This is a genomic window from Acidiphilium sp. PA (genome assembly GCF_026191915.1).
Taxonomy (GTDB): Bacteria; Pseudomonadota; Alphaproteobacteria; order Acetobacterales; family Acetobacteraceae; genus Acidiphilium.
This window is the reverse complement of record NZ_JAIMBY010000004.1, coordinates 61,239-76,208: the sequence shown is the minus strand read 5'-3', so window position 1 is coordinate 76,208 and position 14,970 is coordinate 61,239. Positions and strand designations below refer to the sequence as shown.

Here is a 14,970-nt window from a genome sequence, read left to right as displayed (position 1 = left end):
CGCCTCACAGAACGAACACCGCCATGCGCGCTGAACCGTGACTATGCGCCGTGCCCAGTGCCGCCTGCCCGGCACCGCCGGCCAGCGCGAGAATGAACGAAATCGCCAGGCTGGCGGCCAACACGAACCCGATCGCCGGCCCGATGATCAGGGCGGCGCGCCCCGTGTTGCGCTCGCGCCGTGCAGGGGCGGCGATCAACCCTGGCCGTGCCGGTGCAGACGGTGGGTTCGCAGGTAGGCGCTGCTTGATGAGTTTTTCGGTCATGGCGCGTGTCCTTACGAGACGATGGATATTACAGCCGGTCGAACCGGCGGCGCAACAGGCGATCGGGGTCCGCAGCACGGGCTTCCAGCCGGGCGAGCCGCAGATCCAGGTTGGCAAAGCGCGCTGCCAGCCCATCGATCGGCAACACCGGCATGGGTGCCGATCCTCGCGTGGGCCTGTCCGGCACACGTGGCGGGGCCACCCGGTCGCGCAAGGTGGCGAGCCGCTGCGAGAACCGCCCGCGCCCATGGCGGATGAAGGCGGCGAGCGCCAGATAGACCAGGATCGCCGCGATCGGGTGCCACATCAGCACCAGCACGGCGACCCCGCGAATGATCCAGCACGGCACCTCGATGAAGGCTGCCAGGGCGGCGCACACCCCGGCCAGCATGCCACGGCGGGCGATGGCGGTGTTGAAATCCGAACGGTTCATGGTCGTGCTCATGGTTGAATGACCTGATTTCAAACGCGTGTGCGATAAGGGTGTTCGGCATCGAGCAGCGCGCTCTCGAGGGAGATGACGCGCTGTTCCAGCCGTTGGGCATTGTTCGAAAGGGCCGAGATCGCCGCTTCCAGCCGCTGCAGCTCGGCCTGCCTGCCGCCGCCGCGCCGGTAATGCAGCCAGAGCCAGATCGGCGCGACGAACAGCATGAAGCCCAACCCCAGCGGCACCAGCGTGCTCGGCAACGTGGAGAGCAGGACCGGGTCCATGGCTAAACCTCCGTGCCGCGGGAATAGGGCGTCTCGGCATCGAGCAAGGCGCGCTCCAGCGTCGCCACCCGCTGTTCCAGCCGCTGCGCCGTGGCCGCCAGGCTTTCGATCAACTGACGATCCGCGTTCGACACGCCGCTGCCGCGGTGTTCGAGGTGCATCTTGTAGGCCTTGACCCCGAAGACACAGACGATCGCGATAATCGGGATCAGAAACGGCATGTAATCCAACATGAAACCTCTCCTGTCGTTGCAGCGCGCTTATGCGGCTTTTTCTTCTGCCTTGATCCGTGATTTCAGCTCGGCCAGTTCGCGCTCGACCTGATCATTGGCCTCCAGCGCCGCGAACTCCTCGGCCACCGTCGGCGCCGCCGGCCGCCGGCCCAGATCATACGCCTCGGCACGGCCCTCCATCAGGTCCAGATTGCGTTCCACCTGCTCGAACCGGGCGAATGCATCGGTCACCCGCTCGTCATACAGCGACTGCTTGACCTTCAACCGCGTCGTCGCACTCTGCTGGCGCAGCACGATCGATTTCTCGCGCGCCTTCGCATCATCGAGCTTGGCCTGCAGCTTGCCGACATCCTCGTTCTGCTGCGCAATCGCCGCCTGTACCGCCTCGATGTGGTGCTGCGCCTCGGCAATCGCCTGGCTTGCGCGGCTTTTCGCGAGCAATGCCGCCTTCGCCAGATCCTCGCGCCCGCGCTGCACCGCGAATGCCGCCTTGCGATGCCACTCGTCCTGATCGCGCGTCAACGCCGCAATCCGCCGCTCGATCTCGCGCCGTTCAGCGATCAGCCGCACCGCGGCCGAGCGCACTTCGACCAGCGTATCCTCCATCTCCTGGATCACCAGGCGGATGACTTTCTGCGGGTCTTCCGCCCGGTCGAGCAGCGCATTGAGGTTGGAATTCACGATATCGGACAAGCGCGAGAAAATCCCCATGGGATCCTCCTTTTCGAGTGAGAGAGGCAGATGCCAGACCATAAGCATGGATCGTGCCAGACCGCCCGCAACCAGCCAAAATCCGCTAACTCATTGATCTACAACGGCCACGCCGATTTCGCTTCCCACCAACAGCCAAAAACTGCTAAACAATAGCACTAAATATCAGGATCAATCCCATTTCCGTCACGACCGGCGCCAGCGAAACCACCCTGATCGGCCAAAGCGTCGCCTTCAGGGCCATGCTCGCCCACGTCTCCGACCTCGCCCCGATCGATCGCCCCGTCCTCGTCATCGGCGAACGCGGCACCGGCAAGGAACTCATCGCCAGCCGCCTCGCGCTGCTCTCAACCCGCTGGAACCAGCCTTTGCTGCAACTCAACTGCGGCGCCCTGTCGGAATCCTTGCTCGATTCCGAATTATTCGGCCACGAAGCCGGCGCCTTCACCGGGGCGACCCGCCGCCGCGCCTCGCGCTTCGAACTCGCCGACCACGGCACCATCTTTCTCGATGAAATCGCCAACGCCTCCCTCGCCGTGCAGGAAAAACTGCTCCGCGTCATCGAATACGGCGTGTTCGAGCGCGTTGGCGGCAACGACCTCATCGCCGTCGATGTCCGCGTCATCGCCGCCACCCACGAAGACCTGCAAGCCAGCGTCGCCGCCAAAAAATTCCGCGCCGACCTGCTCGACCGTCTCGCGTTCGACGTCATCCGCATCCCGCCCCTGCGCGACCGGGGCGAAGACATCCTCCTCCTCGCCGAACACTTCGCCCAACGCATGACCGCCGAACTCGGCCGCAGCTTCTTCGCCGGCTTCACCCATTCCGCCCAGACCCAACTCCTGTCCCACCACTGGCCCGGCAACGTCCGCGAACTCCGCAACGCCGTCGAACGCAGCCTCTACCGCGAAACCGACTGGCAATCCCCCCTCAACCACATCCGCCTCGACCCGTTCGGCACACCCACCGCACCACCCACTGACGCCGCGAGCCTCACCGCCATCCTCGCCGAACACCGCCACAACCAACGCCGCACCGCCGCCGCGCTGGGTCTCACCTACGATCAGCTGCGGCATCGGATGCGGAAAGCCGGGTTGTTGGGGGTGTCGAAAAAGTAAGGCTGGGGCTTTGCCCCAGACCCCAGCAAAGGCTTGCCTTTGCAAACCATGAATTGGGTGGGGATCACCGCAATATCTACTTAAACGACTTCTAGATGTGGGTCATCTCAACTGGCCTGCCTGAACGTGAGATTATAGCGCAGCGCGCCGGTCAGACCGTGGGTGCTGGCGGCCAAAGTATCGATGCCGTGAAACACGAGGCGCGCCGGCCCGCCCCAGACCACGACATCGCCATGATGCAGCGCAATCCGGCGCGTGCGATCACTGCGCGCCAACCCACCCCACAAAAACCGCGCGTCAACACCGAGCGACACCGACACGATCGGCTGGCCGAGATTGCGCTCGTCACGGTCCTGATGCAGCGTCAGCCGCGCACCCGGTTCATAACGGTTGATCAAACAAGCCTCCGGCGTGAACCCGTCATAGCCCGCCGCTGCGGCCGCATTCAGTGCAAGTTCGGCAAACACCGCCGGCATCGCCGGCCACGCCCGGCCACTGAGAGGATCGATCGGATCATAACGGTAACCCCGCCGGTCGGAAACCCAGCCCAGCCGCCCGGCATTGGTCATCGCCACCGACATCCGCCGCCCGCCCGGCGTTTGGAGATGACGGAACGGTGCGGCGGCGGCAATCCTCGCGATGGCATCGAGCAGAGCACCGGCGATCGGCAGCGCAAACCCGCCAAGCAACACCGCACCAGGATCGAGGTTAAGGCGCGCCCGATCTTCGGGGAAGAGATCATTCATCGACTTTCAGCTTGGCCCAAGGGCATCTGGAACATCCGAACGGGCATTCGCAAGTATTGCGCTAACGTGTGGGGGTGGGCAATCCCGGACAGCGGTTCGCGCGATGATCGGTCGGGTTCTTGTGTTGGCCGCGTGTCTGGTCGGCGATCCGGCGCATGCTGCAGGGCCACGTTGGCAGCGGGTTTGGACGGTGGAACGGGTGCTGTGCGCGAAATGTGATGCGGGCGATCTGGGAGCGTTTCAGAACTATGTCGGAATGAAACTGACGATCGGTCCCGATCGGTTTATCAATCCGGCTTTTGAGAGTTGCCGGACGGGCGTGGTTTATACCGATGTTCGTCGGCGAAGGGTGGCTTATGCGTATAAGATGATACCAGGGTTGCCGAGGATCGGACAGCGGTACGTTTTGGCTGGCGTTGTGGGATGCGCGATGGCGAGCGGGCCTCCCAATGCCATCGCGCGGGTCGCGTTCGATGAGGCAACGGGATATTATCTGTGCGAGGGCGGGGTAGTTTTTGGTTTGCGTTAGGGCTGGTGCGTAGGCGATGGCGAAATTGGGGTCGATTGTGCGGGTGGTGCAATGGCGGACGACTATTTAGGTCTGTTTGGTCGCGCCGTGAGACAAGAGGCGCATGACGCCGCGCTCTTCCTCCCCACGCTTGCTACGGTTTGGGGTGGGGGTCGAAGCGGGTGCGCAGGGCGCGGTTGGCGGGGTCGCCGATGTGGCGGGCGGCGAGGGCGGCGAGGGCGGCGGTGGTGGCGGACAGGGTCAGGAACAGGATCAGCCAAGGGAGTTGCGGCCAGTATCCCATGGCGGGGTAGGGGATGATGTCGCGCATGGTGGCCAGGATGATGATGTGGAACAAATAGAGCTCGTAGCTGTGCCGTCCCAGCCAGCGGATGGCGCGGGCGGGGTGTGTGTCGGACCATTTTGGTGGGGGGCCGGATCGGCTCGCGAGGATGAGGATGGCGGCGGCGAGGGCGAGGAGGGTGAAGCTGTAGATTTTGCGGTCGCTGCCGAAGCCGTTGAGCCATAGGGCGATGATGGCGATGGTCGCGCCGATCCGCAGGATGAGAGCGGTGCGGGGTTGCAGGGTGATGTGGGGGGTAGCCAGGGCGCACAGGCATCCAATTGCGATGGCGTCGAAGCAGGAGACATTGGCATAGAGGTAGAAGATGTCGCTGTGCATGTGATGCGCCCGATACCAGGGGGCGATGGCGATGAGGATCAGGCAGAGGGCGGCGATGAGCCAAGTTTTGCGGAGCAGGATGCAGGCGATCGGGAAGATCAGGTAGAACAGATCTTCGACGGAGAGCGACCAGTAGATATTCAGGCAGTAATTGAAATAGCCCAGGCGCTGCATGAGGATGTTGTGCCAGAAGGTCAGGACGGAGAGTGCGCCGAGCAGGATGTCCGCTGTTGGTTCGTTGGGTTGCTTGAAGGGGGCGAGGCCGAAAAGGCCGAGGGTTACGATGATGGCGAGGGCGATGAGAAGGAGCGGTTCGAGGCGGGAGAGGCGTTGGACGTAGAAGGATCGCAGCGGGATGTGGCGGAGGGCGCCGTAGCGGTTGAGCGCGTTGGACGTGATGAGATAGCCCGATATGACGAAGAACAGCGTGACCCCGAAATTGCTCCAGCCGATGACCGCGAAGACGGCCGGGTCCCCGAACGTCGTTTGAAGGGGGCCGGTATCCCAGAGGCGGTAGGTGTCGCTGAAGTGAAGGATCATCACCATCAGGATTGCGACGCCGCGCAGGATGTCGATGCGCGGATTGCGGTGGGTGGGGCGATGGGTGGTTGGGGGCGGCATGGTGGAGGGGATAACTTGTTGTCGCGCCGGGGGATAGGCGGGGTGGATGGTGGCGGACGGGGAGAAGAGGCAGATTGCGCTTCGCTTTTCCGTCCTACGGTTGTTTATTCGGGTGTCGTTGCGGATATTTGGGACAGATGTGGCAAGTGGGTTTTCGCGTTCGACCGATTAGATTGTGGAAAGTAAAGTGATGGGTTTAAAGAGAGACTCATCCTACGGTTTTGTGCTCATAACGTGCAATTTAGACTTTATAATTTCCGCTTCTTTCTGAGCAGATTGCATTGCGGTTATTATTTTATCGTGTATTTTCCAATATTTTTGTAATTCCGTATTGTTGACAAGGTTTTCTATGGGCGATAAATTTCCCCATCTGAAGAAGTTGTCGATGTTATTATATTTTGTTTCAAGATCTTCGATTTTTCGCTTTGTTGGGGAGTTTGCGGTTTTACTATGAAACCATCTATCCCAATCTTGACCACCTTTTGACTGATTACAGGGACCACACGCCGGAACCAAGTTCCTTATTTCGTGCAAGTATCCAGTCGGTTTTTTATTTCGAACCAATGGACGCAAATGATCCCAATCGGTCGTCTTACTTCCGCAATATACACACTTCATGTCGGACTTCGACATGCTGAGTTTTGACAACGCTTCTTGCTGCTCCTCCTCCGACCACGGGATAGTTGGTATGATTGCCTGTATGAAGGCGTTCGTGATCGACGATGTTCTGCTGGTTATTTTAAGCAGTTTTGGAATTTTCATCGAGTCACACCAAAAATTTCGCCTTGGCAACTGGGGATTGCTTTGACCGCTTTATAGGATTTCCGCAGGTGCCGCACATAGCGTGTCGGTATCATCCGGAGAAAAAAATGGTACTGATACATCTCATTGCAGCGTTGATCGACTCGGTAGCAGCTTTCATCGTGTTTTTTCGAGCCATAAAATGAAACAGCTACTAACTATATTGTTCGAGTTCCTCGCGCGATCGCCGCGACACCCGTCCGTGAAACCTCAGCCAATCCCAGCGGTCGCATCAAATCGAGAAATGCGTCCAGTTTATCCGTTGCGCCGGTTAATTCAAACACGAAGCTTTCTGTGGTTGCGTCGATGACTCGTGCGCGAAACGCGTCGGCCAATCGTAGGGCTTCGGCGCGGTTTTGGTTTTGGCCGATGACTTTGATGAGGGCGAGTTCGCGGGCCAAATGCGGGCCTTCGCGGGAGAGGTCGGAGACGCGGTAGACGGGGACGAGGCGGTCTAACTGCGCTTTGATCTGGTCGATGACGAGTTCGGTGCCGGTGGTGACGATGGTGATGCGGCTTTTGCGGCGGTCGTCTTCTACGGGGGCGACTGTCAGGCTGTCGATGTTGTAGCCGCGGCCGGAGAACAGGCCGATGACGCGGGCGAGGACGCCGGATTCGTTTTCGACGAGGACGGAGATGGTGGCGGAGCGGAGGGTTTGTTCGACGATGGCGTTCATGGGCGGGGCTTTACTCAAGGTTGGGTGGTTGGATTGCTTCGCTTCGCTCGCATGACGCGTAAGGTGCTGCAGTACTCAGAGGCGAGGACCCAAAGGATCAAAAGTTTTTTGCTGCTTTTTTACAAAAAAGCAGTGCTTAACCTTGCTTCCCTTAAACGAGCACCAACCCTTCGTCAGTGATGTCGCGCGCTTCCTGTTCGTGTTCCGGCCCGAGGATCATGTCGTTATGGGCGGCGCCGGAGGGGATCATCGGGAAGCAGTTTTCGAAGCGGTCGACGTGGATATCGGCGATGACGGGTTGGTCCGAGGCGATCATGTCCATGATCACGCGGTCGAGGTCATCGATTGTGTTGGCGCGGAGGCCGACGGCGTGGAAGCTTTCGGCGAGTTTGACGAAATCGGGCAATGCTGCCGAGTAGCTTTCGGAGTAGCGGCTACCGTGCAGGAGTTCCTGCCATTGGCGGACCATGCCCATGTATTCGTTGTTGAGGATGAAGATTTTCACGGGCAGGCGGTATTGTGCGAGCGTGCCCATTTCCTGGATGTTCATCAGAATGCTGGCCTCACCGGCGATATCGATCACCAGGGCATCGGGGTGGGCAAGCTGGGTGCCCATGGCGGCGGGCAGACCGTAGCCCATGGTGCCGAGCCCGCCGGAGGTCATCCAGCGGTTGGGGTGTTCGAAGCGGTAGTGTTGGGCCGCCCACATCTGGTGCTGGCCGACTTCGGTGGTGATGTAGGTTTCGCGGTCGCGGGTGAGCTCCCAGAGCCGCTTGATCGCGTGCTGGGGTTTGATGATCGCGCCCGGTTCGAAGCTCTGGGTGAATTTCAGGCAGTCCTTGGCGCGCCAGGTTTCGATGCGCGCCCACCAATCGGCCAGTGCGCCGCGGTCCTGGCGGGTGGCGTCCGATTTCCAGGCCTCGATCAGCGCGCGCAGGGCCAGGGTGGCGTCGGCCACGATCGGCACATCGACCACGACGTTCTTGTTGATATTGGCAGGATCGATATCGACATGGATTTTTTTCGAGCCCGGCGAGAACGCATTGAGCCGGCCGGTCACCCGGTCATCGAACCGCGCGCCGAGGTTCACCATCACGTCGCAGCCATGCATCGCGAGGTTGGCTTCGTAGGTTCCGTGCATGCCGAGCATGCCGAGGAACGCGGGGTTGGCTGCCGGAAACGCGCCCAGACCCATCAGGGTCGAGGTCACGGGCGCGCCGGTCAGGCGCGCGAATTCGCCGAGCAGGACGGACGCTTCGGGTCCGGCGTTGATGATGCCGCCGCCGGTGTACAAAATCGGCCGGCGCGCCGTCTTGATCAGGCGCACGGCCTCGGCGATGCGTGCCGCGTCCGGTTCGGTGCGCGGCCGATAGCTGCGGTGCGGCCCGGTCGCGGGTTCATCGTAGGGCGCGGGGTTGATCAGAATGTCTTTCGGCAGGTCGATCAGCACGGGGCCGGGCCGTCCGGTGCGCGCGACATAGAAAGCCTCGTGCACGATGCGCGCCAGATCTTCCGAGCGTTTGACCAGGTAGTTATGCTTGGTCGCCTGCCGCGTGATGCCGGTGGTATCGGCCTCCTGGAACGCATCGTTACCGATCAGATGGGTCGGCACCTGCCCGGTCAGACAGACCACGGGAATACTGTCCATCAGCGCATCGACCAGACCGGTCACCGCGTTGGTGGCGCCGGGGCCGGAGGTGACGAGCACCACGCCGGTCTTGCCGGTCGAGCGGGCATAGCCTTCCGCGGCGTGGACCGCGGCCTGTTCGTGGCGCACCAGAATGTGGCGAATGGCGTTCTGCTGGAACAACGCGTCATAAATCGGCAGCACAGCCCCGCCGGGATAGCCGAAAATAACATCGACGCCCTGCGCCCGCAGGGCACGGAGCAGCGTTTCGGCGCCGGAAACGGCAATGGTGTTAAGCGCGTTCATCAATTCGTCCTGTATCAGCGAGCCCTATGGGTAGCCCGTGGTGACCCTATGCGTCAACCCGCATTGTTAATAAATGAAATAAAATAACGATCCAAACTTTCCGAATATTGCGTTGCATGGCTGAATCGCGCATGGATCATCTGCGTTGCGCCGGCATCGGCCAATCTCTGGTGGCGAAACCAGGTGCTCTGGCGCTTGGTGTAGGCCAGTGTGGCGGCAATCGCGCGGTCTGCCGCCGCCGCCAGCGTGATCTCGCCGGCGAGATGCGCGCGCAGTTCCGGCACGCCGTGCGCCCGCAGCCCCGGCAGCGCAGGATCGGGGTTGCGCGCGTGCACCTGCCGCACTTCATCGAGCGCGCCGGCCTCGAGCATGGCGGCGAATCGCGCCGCAATCGCCGCGCGCAGATCATCGCGCGGCGGGTCGAGCCGCACCACGCCGAGCCGATAGCCGGTAAGGCTTGCGCGCGGCAGCGCGTGCCAATGCGCGAGCCCATGGCCGGTGCCGAGCCAGACCTCCGCCGCGCGGGCAAGGCGCTGCGGGTCGGATGGACGAAGCCGGCCCGCCGTCACCGGATCGCGCGCCGCGAGCCAGTCGTGCAGCCAGGCCGGGCCGTGCCGGTCGAGCAGCGCGCGTGCCTCGGCGCGTGCGGCGCTGCCGGGGTCGGGGATGGCGGCGATGCCGTTGATCAGCGCGCTCAGATACATTCCGGTGCCGCCGCACAGGATCGGCAGGGGTGTATTTTCCAGCACGCGCAGCGCCGCGGCGCGCCACCACGCGGCATCGACCGGTTGATCGAGCGCGCGCACGCCGTAGAGCGCGTGGGGTGCCACGGCTTCATCGGCCGCACTCGGCCGCGCGGTGATGATCCGCCAATCGGCGTAGCACTGCATCGCGTCGGCATTGATGATGGTGCCGCCGAACCGTTTCGCGACCGCCAGCGCCAGCGCCGACTTGCCCGAGGCGGTCGGGCCGGCGATGACGATCATCGGCCGGAGGTCTGGCGCGCTTGTCGAACCGGGGGCGATTGCTTTAGGCGATGTCTCCATGAAATTCGTTCTGGTGCTGGTCGCTCCGCGCGGCAAGGTTTCGCTGACCGATGCCATGGTCGAGCGCGTGCGCCGATCGGTCGCGGGCGGCGAGGCGGCGTGGCTCTCGCCGGGCGAGGCGGCGGAAATTCCCTGTATGATGGAGCCTGAGCGCGCCCTCATCGCCGAAGCGCTGGACGGCGCGCCGATCGATGCGCTGTGCGTCAAGGCGCGCGGCCGGCGCAAGGCGGTGCTGATCGCGGATATGGACAGCACGATTGTCACGTCCGAAACGCTCGACGAACTGGCGGGCGAAGCCGGCGTCGGCGAGCAGGTCGCGGCGATCACCCGGCGGTCGATGGCCGGCGAGATCGATTTCACCGAAGCCCTGCGGGAGCGGGTCGCGCTGCTGCGCGGTTTGGATATCACGGCCCTGGAACGCACCTGGCGCAAGACCGAACTGATGCCGGGTGCGCGCGAGCTGGTTGCCACCATGCGCGCGCACGGCGCCGTCACCGCGCTGGTTTCGGGCGGGTTCACATATTTTACCGGCCGGGTGGCGGCTGAACTAGGGTTCGACTCTCATCGGGCCAACGCCCTGCTCGACGACGGCTCGCGCCTGACCGGGGTGGTCGGCGAGCCGATCCTGGACCGCGACGCCAAGCGCGCCGCGCTGCATGAGATCGCCGCGCTGCGCGGTGTGAAGCTCGGGGCGACGATGGCGGTGGGCGACGGCGCCAATGATCTGGCGATGATCACCGACGCGGGCATGGGAATCGCCTATCGCGCCAAGCCCGTGCTGCGGCAGCAGACCAGGCTTCAGGTCGACCACGCCGATCTGCGGGCCCTGCTGTTCGTGCAGGGATATCCCGCTTCGGTGTTTCGCGCCTAGTTACCGCCAGACCCAATGGCCCGGCACCCAGGCGCCGGCCCAGTTGCGATGCGGCGGAATCCACACGCGCGGCGGCGGGCGATAATAGACCGGCGGCGGCGGCGCGTAATAGGTATAAGCCGGCGGCGGGTAATAGGCCGGCGGCGCCGGGACGACCAACGGCACGGAGATACCGATCCCGAAGCGCGGTCCACCCCACCAGGCGTAGGCCGATTGCGGGATCGCAATGGTCGCCCCGACCAGGGCGACTGTTGCCGCGGCGAGCAGCTTACGATTGAACCGGGCAGGCAAAACGCGGGATGGCATGAGCGTTCTCCATTCAATGGGGCACCGGTGATGCGGTGCCGATACAGGTCATATAGGTCGATGCCTTGTAACAAACCTATGCATTTTGTGACTCAATTCCAGGTCGATCGCGCTACGCGGCCGCGATGCCGAACGGTTGCGGGGCCTGGGCCGGTGCCGTGGGGGTGAATGCGGCATCCAGACTGGCCCAGAGCGGTTCGACCGCGGCGAGATTGCGCGCCTTGATATGGCCGTAGCCGCGGATCTGCGCCGGCAGGCTGGCGAGTTCGACGGCGCGATTGAAATTCGCTTGGCTCAATCGGGGCAGGGCCGCGCGCAGCGAGGTTTCGTAGCGCGCGATCAGGGCGCGTTCGCCACGGCGTTCCGCGGTATGGCCGAACGGATCGAAGGCGGTGCCGCGCAGGGCTTTGAAATGGTGCAGCACGCCGAACACGCGCAGCATCCAGGCGCCGTATTCGCGCTTTTGCTGGTGGCCGGTGCGCTTGTCGCGTGTGGCGAGCAAGGGCGGGGCGAGGTTGAATTTGAGCGTTGCACCCTCTTCGAATTGTGCCGCGATCGCGGCGCGGAAGGCCGGGGCGGCGTACAGGCGGGCGACTTCGTATTCGTCCTTGTAGGCCATCAGCCTATAGAGATTGCGGGCGACCGCTTCGGTCAAGACAGTCGAGCCCGGGCGGATGCGCTGCTCGGCGTGGCGCGCTTCGGCCAGCAGGTCCATGTAGCGCCCGGCGTAGGCGGTGTTCTGGTAGGCGATCAGCTCGTCGCGGAAGCGGGCGATCACGCTGTCGAGATCGGGTGGGGCGGCGTTGCCGGGCTGGCCGGGCAGTTTGGCTGCGACCGCTTCGAGATCGAGTGCCGCGGCGCGGCCCCAGGCGAACGCGGCGAGGTTGAGGGCGACCGCCTGATTATTGAGGTTTATGGCCTGCTCGATCGAGGCGCGGGCAACCGGGATTTTCCCGGCCTGCCAGGCGTAGCCGAGCACGAACAGATTGGTGGCGATCGCATCGCCCATCAGGGCGGTCGCGATTTTGGTGGCTTCGATGGTGGCCAGGTTCGATTCGCCGATGCGCTGCGCGATGGTGGCGCGCAGCCGGCGCATCGGCAGGGAGACATCCGGGTTGCGGGTGAAATCGCCGGTGATGGTTTCATGCAGATTGACCACGGCCGTGGTGGCTTCGCCCAGGCAGTCGAGCGTTTCGTGCTCGGCGGCGACCAGCGCGTCGCAGCCGAGCAGGAGATTTGCCTGGCCCTGCGGGATGCGCAGCGACTGGCCGGTGCCGGCGGTGCCGCCGAACCGGACATGTGAGACCACCGCACCGCCTTTCTGCGCGAGGCCGAGCACGTCGAGCACCGAGATTTTCGACCCGTCGAGATGGGCCGCCATGCCGAGCAGGGCGCCGATGGTGACGACGCCGGTGCCGCCGATGCCGGCGATGACGACGTTCCACGGGCGGTCGAGGCTGGGCAGGACGGGTTCGGGCAGGTCGGTCGGGGCGTTTTCCAGGGTGATAGCGGGTTTTTTCAGCCCGGCGCCGTGCACGGTGACGAAGCTGGGGCAGAACCCTTCGACGCAGGAGAAATCCTTGTTGCAGGAGGATTGGTCGATCGCGCGTTTGCGGCCGAATGCGGTTTCCACGGGCACGACGGAGACGCAGTTGGAGGTTTTCGAGCAATCGCCGCAGCCTTCGCAGACGCGCTCGTTGATGAAGGCGCGCTTGGCCGGGTCGGCCATGGTGCCGCGTTTGCGGCGGCGGCGTTTTTCGGTCGCGCAGGTCTGATCGTAAATCAGGATTGTGACGCCTTCGGTCTCGCGCAGGCTGCGCTGGACGTCATCGAGGGTGCGGCGGTGGTGGATTGTGACGCCGGGGGCGAGATCGGTGACGCCGTGGTATTTTTCCGGCTCGTCGGTGACGATGGCGATCCGCGTGACGCCTTCGGCGCGCATCTGGCGGGTGATCTGGGGGACGGTGAGCGGGCCATCGACGTGCTGGCCGCCGGTCATTGCGACGGCGTCGTTGAATAGGATGCGGTAGGTGATATTGGCCCTGGCCGCGATGGCGGCGCGGATCGCGAGGCTGCCGGAATGATGGTAGGTGCCGTCGCCCAGATTGGCGAAGACGTGTTTTTCGGTGGTGAAAGGCGCCTGGCCGATCCAGGCGACGCCCTCGCCGCCCATATGGGAGAAGACGTCGGTCTCGCGGTCCATCCAACTGGCCATGTAGTGACAGCCGATGCCGGCCATGGCGCGCGAGCCTTCCGGCACCACGGTGGAGGTCGAATGCGGGCAGCCGGAGCAGAAATGCGGGGTGCGGTGGGCGCCGAAATCGAGCGTTTGCGCGACAGCGATATTGGCGCGGAGATTGGCGAGGGTCGCGGCGCGGGCCGCGGTGGGGTGGAGGCGTTGGACCCGATCGCCCAGCGCCAGCGTGATTTCGGCGGCCGAGAGGTCGGATTCCGGTTTCAGGAGGGTGTGGCCCCGGTCGTCGGTCTTGCCAAGCACCCTGGGCGCGTTGGCGGTACCGTAGAGGATGGTCTTGATCTGGGTTTCGATCAGCGGCTGTTTTTCCTCGACGACGATGATCTCCTCGAGACCCTGGGCGAAGTCGCGGATGATGCCGGGTTCGAGCGGCCAGGTCATGCCGAGTTTGAGCACCCTGATGCCATCGAGGGCGAGGTCGGTGCGGGCCTGTTCGACATCGAGGAAGGATTTGCCGGCGGTGACGATGCCGATCCGGGCTCCCGGTGCGCGATCGATGATGCGGTTGATCGGGTTGGCGCGGACGAAGTCGAGCAGGGCGGGGTGGCGGATGCGGAACATCCTGGCTTCCTGGGCCAGGATCGGTTCATGCAGGCGCATGGCGACGGTTGCGGGGTCGATCTCGGGCATCACGATCGGGAGATCGGCATCGGCGGTGATCGAGGCGGTGCAGTCGATGATTTCCTCGACGGTCTTGAAACCGAGATAGAGCCCGGCGTGGCGCGAGGCGGCCCAGCCGTAGAGGCCGAGGGTGAGGATATCGGGGATCGAACTCGGCGCGAGAACCGGCACCGATGCGGCGATCAGCGCCTGTTCGGATTGGTTGGCGATGGTGGAGGATTTGGCGGCGTGATCGTCGCCGGTGACGACGAGGACGCCGCCGTTTCTGGTAGTGCCGGCGAAATTGGCGTGTTTCAGCGCATCGCCCGAGCGATCGACGCCGGGGCCTTTGCCGTACCACATGGCGAACACGCCATCGGCGGTGTGGCCGGGGAACAGCGGGGTCATCTGCGAGCCCCAGACCGCGGTCATGGCGAGGTCTTCGTTGAGGCCGGGTTTGAAGACGATGTTTTCGGCTTCGAGTGCTGCTTTCGCGGCGAAGGCCTGGATGTCGAGCCCGCCGAGCGGCGAACCGCGATAACCGGAGAGGAAGCCGGCGGTGTTCAGACCGGCCGCGCGGTCGCGCCGGCGCTGGGTGATCAGCAGGCGGATCAACGCCTGGGTGCCGGTGAGGATCATCGGGCCGGCGGCGGCGGTGTAGCGCGCATCGCGCGCGTGTTCGGCGGTCTTCATGGCGCGGTTCGCTCCTGCACCTGAGCGGTGCGTTTGATATGCGACTACCGTGAACGGCGTGTCTTCCCTGAGATGAGTATGTGCAGAAGCCGGGCGATTGGCGAGATAAATCAGCGGTTTGCGGCGGTTTTGGGCGGCGGGGCGGATGTTTTGATTTACTGCTCGCTGAGGGCGAGCCGAGCGCGGGTGCGGCG

16 protein-coding genes are annotated in these 14,970 nt (G+C 63.7%); 3 read left to right on the top strand and 13 right to left on the bottom strand.

Features of this window, described 5'->3' with window-relative positions:
• Nucleotides 1-4: 4 nt before the first annotated feature.
• Genes AruPA_RS07835 through pspA form a run of 5 tightly spaced genes read right to left on the bottom strand, consistent with a single transcriptional unit; the run spans nucleotide 5 to nucleotide 1,920 of the window.
• The gene (locus AruPA_RS07835) at nucleotides 5-265 is read right to left on the bottom strand and encodes a hypothetical protein (RefSeq protein WP_265636110.1); all 261 of its coding nucleotides are present in this window, start codon (nucleotides 263-265) and stop codon (nucleotides 5-7) included.
• 28 nt (nucleotides 266-293) lie between these two features.
• The gene (locus AruPA_RS07830) at nucleotides 294-710 is read right to left on the bottom strand and encodes a PspC domain-containing protein (protein ID WP_265636109.1); all 417 of its coding nucleotides are present in this window, start codon (nucleotides 708-710) and stop codon (nucleotides 294-296) included.
• 17 nt (nucleotides 711-727) lie between these two features.
• Nucleotides 728-976, bottom strand: coding sequence for an envelope stress response membrane protein PspB (pspB, locus tag AruPA_RS07825; protein WP_265636108.1), 249 nt, complete (start codon nucleotides 974-976; stop codon nucleotides 728-730).
• 2 nt (nucleotides 977-978) lie between these two features.
• Entirely contained in the window at nucleotides 979-1,209 is a 231-nt protein-coding gene (locus tag AruPA_RS07820; protein ID WP_265636107.1) for an envelope stress response membrane protein PspB, read from the bottom strand.
• 27 nt (nucleotides 1,210-1,236) lie between these two features.
• Nucleotides 1,237-1,920 (bottom strand): phage shock protein PspA, encoded by a 684-nt coding sequence (pspA, locus tag AruPA_RS07815; RefSeq protein ID WP_265636106.1) that lies wholly within the window; start codon nucleotides 1,918-1,920, stop codon nucleotides 1,237-1,239.
• A 179-nt stretch (nucleotides 1,921-2,099) separates the two neighbouring features.
• Here pspA and AruPA_RS07810 point away from each other — a divergent pair, with 179 nt between their 5' ends.
• Complete coding sequence (locus AruPA_RS07810) at nucleotides 2,100-3,038, top strand: sigma 54-interacting transcriptional regulator (RefSeq protein ID WP_265636269.1); 939 nt, start codon at nucleotides 2,100-2,102, stop codon at nucleotides 3,036-3,038.
• A gap of 107 nt (nucleotides 3,039-3,145) precedes the next feature.
• Here AruPA_RS07810 and alkB read toward each other — a convergent pair whose 3' ends face one another.
• Nucleotides 3,146-3,784, bottom strand: a complete 639-nt coding sequence (alkB, locus tag AruPA_RS07805; protein WP_265636105.1) for a DNA oxidative demethylase AlkB — start codon at nucleotides 3,782-3,784, stop codon at nucleotides 3,146-3,148.
• 190 nt (nucleotides 3,785-3,974) lie between these two features.
• On the opposite strand from alkB, the gene AruPA_RS07800 reads away from it, so the two are divergent.
• Nucleotides 3,975-4,313 carry a hypothetical protein gene (locus AruPA_RS07800; RefSeq protein ID WP_265636104.1) on the top strand — a complete coding sequence of 113 codons (339 nt, stop codon included), beginning with the start codon at nucleotides 3,975-3,977 and terminating at the stop codon, nucleotides 4,311-4,313.
• Nucleotides 4,314-4,446: 133 nt separating this feature from the next.
• Here AruPA_RS07800 and AruPA_RS07795 read toward each other — a convergent pair whose 3' ends face one another.
• The 5 genes from AruPA_RS07795 to miaA all read right to left on the bottom strand — a co-directional run bounded on the left by AruPA_RS07795 (nucleotide 4,447) and on the right by miaA (nucleotide 10,052).
• Entirely contained in the window at nucleotides 4,447-5,595 is a 1,149-nt protein-coding gene (locus AruPA_RS07795; RefSeq protein WP_265636103.1) for an acyltransferase, read from the bottom strand.
• 213 nt (nucleotides 5,596-5,808) lie between these two features.
• Entirely contained in the window at nucleotides 5,809-6,357 is a 549-nt protein-coding gene (locus AruPA_RS07790) for an HNH endonuclease (protein WP_265636102.1), read from the bottom strand.
• 197 nt (nucleotides 6,358-6,554) lie between these two features.
• Nucleotides 6,555-7,073, bottom strand: a complete 519-nt coding sequence (gene ilvN / locus AruPA_RS07785; protein ID WP_265636101.1) for an acetolactate synthase small subunit — start codon at nucleotides 7,071-7,073, stop codon at nucleotides 6,555-6,557.
• A gap of 151 nt (nucleotides 7,074-7,224) precedes the next feature.
• Nucleotides 7,225-9,006 (bottom strand): acetolactate synthase 3 large subunit, encoded by a 1,782-nt coding sequence (locus tag AruPA_RS07780; RefSeq protein ID WP_265636100.1) that lies wholly within the window; start codon nucleotides 9,004-9,006, stop codon nucleotides 7,225-7,227.
• Nucleotides 9,007-9,059: 53 nt separating this feature from the next.
• Nucleotides 9,060-10,052: a tRNA (adenosine(37)-N6)-dimethylallyltransferase MiaA gene (gene miaA / locus AruPA_RS07775; RefSeq protein ID WP_265636099.1), complete on the bottom strand. Its 993-nt coding sequence runs from the start codon at nucleotides 10,050-10,052 to the stop codon at nucleotides 9,060-9,062.
• On the opposite strand from miaA, the gene serB reads away from it, so the two are divergent.
• The gene (gene serB, locus AruPA_RS07770) at nucleotides 10,051-10,923 is read left to right on the top strand and encodes a phosphoserine phosphatase SerB (RefSeq protein WP_265636098.1); all 873 of its coding nucleotides are present in this window, start codon (nucleotides 10,051-10,053) and stop codon (nucleotides 10,921-10,923) included. The genes miaA and serB overlap by 2 nt on opposite strands.
• Here serB and AruPA_RS07765 read toward each other — a convergent pair whose 3' ends face one another.
• On the bottom strand, nucleotides 10,924-11,229 hold the full coding sequence (locus AruPA_RS07765) for a hypothetical protein (protein ID WP_265636097.1): 306 nt from the start codon (nucleotides 11,227-11,229) through the stop codon (nucleotides 10,924-10,926). It abuts the gene before it with no gap.
• Between the two features lie 112 nt (nucleotides 11,230-11,341).
• The gene (locus AruPA_RS07760) at nucleotides 11,342-14,776 is read right to left on the bottom strand and encodes an indolepyruvate ferredoxin oxidoreductase family protein (RefSeq protein ID WP_265636096.1); all 3,435 of its coding nucleotides are present in this window, start codon (nucleotides 14,774-14,776) and stop codon (nucleotides 11,342-11,344) included.
• Nucleotides 14,777-14,970 lie beyond the last annotated feature (194 nt).

Coding starts and splice junctions, on each gene's coding strand:
- AruPA_RS07835 (WP_265636110.1), bottom strand. CDS start 265: ATGACCGAAAAACTCATCAAGCAGCGCCTACCTGCGAACCCACCGTCT.
- miaA (WP_265636099.1), bottom strand. CDS start 10,052: ATGGAGACATCGCCTAAAGCAATCGCCCCCGGTTCGACAAGCGCGCCA.
- AruPA_RS07830 (WP_265636109.1), bottom strand. CDS start 710: ATGAGCACGACCATGAACCGTTCGGATTTCAACACCGCCATCGCCCGC.
- serB (WP_265636098.1), top strand. CDS start 10,051: ATGAAATTCGTTCTGGTGCTGGTCGCTCCGCGCGGCAAGGTTTCGCTG.
- pspB (WP_265636108.1), bottom strand. CDS start 976: ATGGACCCGGTCCTGCTCTCCACGTTGCCGAGCACGCTGGTGCCGCTG.
- AruPA_RS07795 (WP_265636103.1), bottom strand. CDS start 5,595: ATGCCGCCCCCAACCACCCATCGCCCCACCCACCGCAATCCGCGCATC.
- AruPA_RS07820 (WP_265636107.1), bottom strand. CDS start 1,209: ATGTTGGATTACATGCCGTTTCTGATCCCGATTATCGCGATCGTCTGT.
- AruPA_RS07780 (WP_265636100.1), bottom strand. CDS start 9,006: ATGAACGCGCTTAACACCATTGCCGTTTCCGGCGCCGAAACGCTGCTC.
- ilvN (WP_265636101.1), bottom strand. CDS start 7,073: ATGAACGCCATCGTCGAACAAACCCTCCGCTCCGCCACCATCTCCGTC.
- pspA (WP_265636106.1), bottom strand. CDS start 1,920: ATGGGGATTTTCTCGCGCTTGTCCGATATCGTGAATTCCAACCTCAAT.
- AruPA_RS07760 (WP_265636096.1), bottom strand. CDS start 14,776: ATGAAGACCGCCGAACACGCGCGCGATGCGCGCTACACCGCCGCCGCC.
- AruPA_RS07765 (WP_265636097.1), bottom strand. CDS start 11,229: ATGCCATCCCGCGTTTTGCCTGCCCGGTTCAATCGTAAGCTGCTCGCC.
- alkB (WP_265636105.1), bottom strand. CDS start 3,784: ATGAATGATCTCTTCCCCGAAGATCGGGCGCGCCTTAACCTCGATCCT.
- AruPA_RS07790 (WP_265636102.1), bottom strand. CDS start 6,357: ATGAAAATTCCAAAACTGCTTAAAATAACCAGCAGAACATCGTCGATC.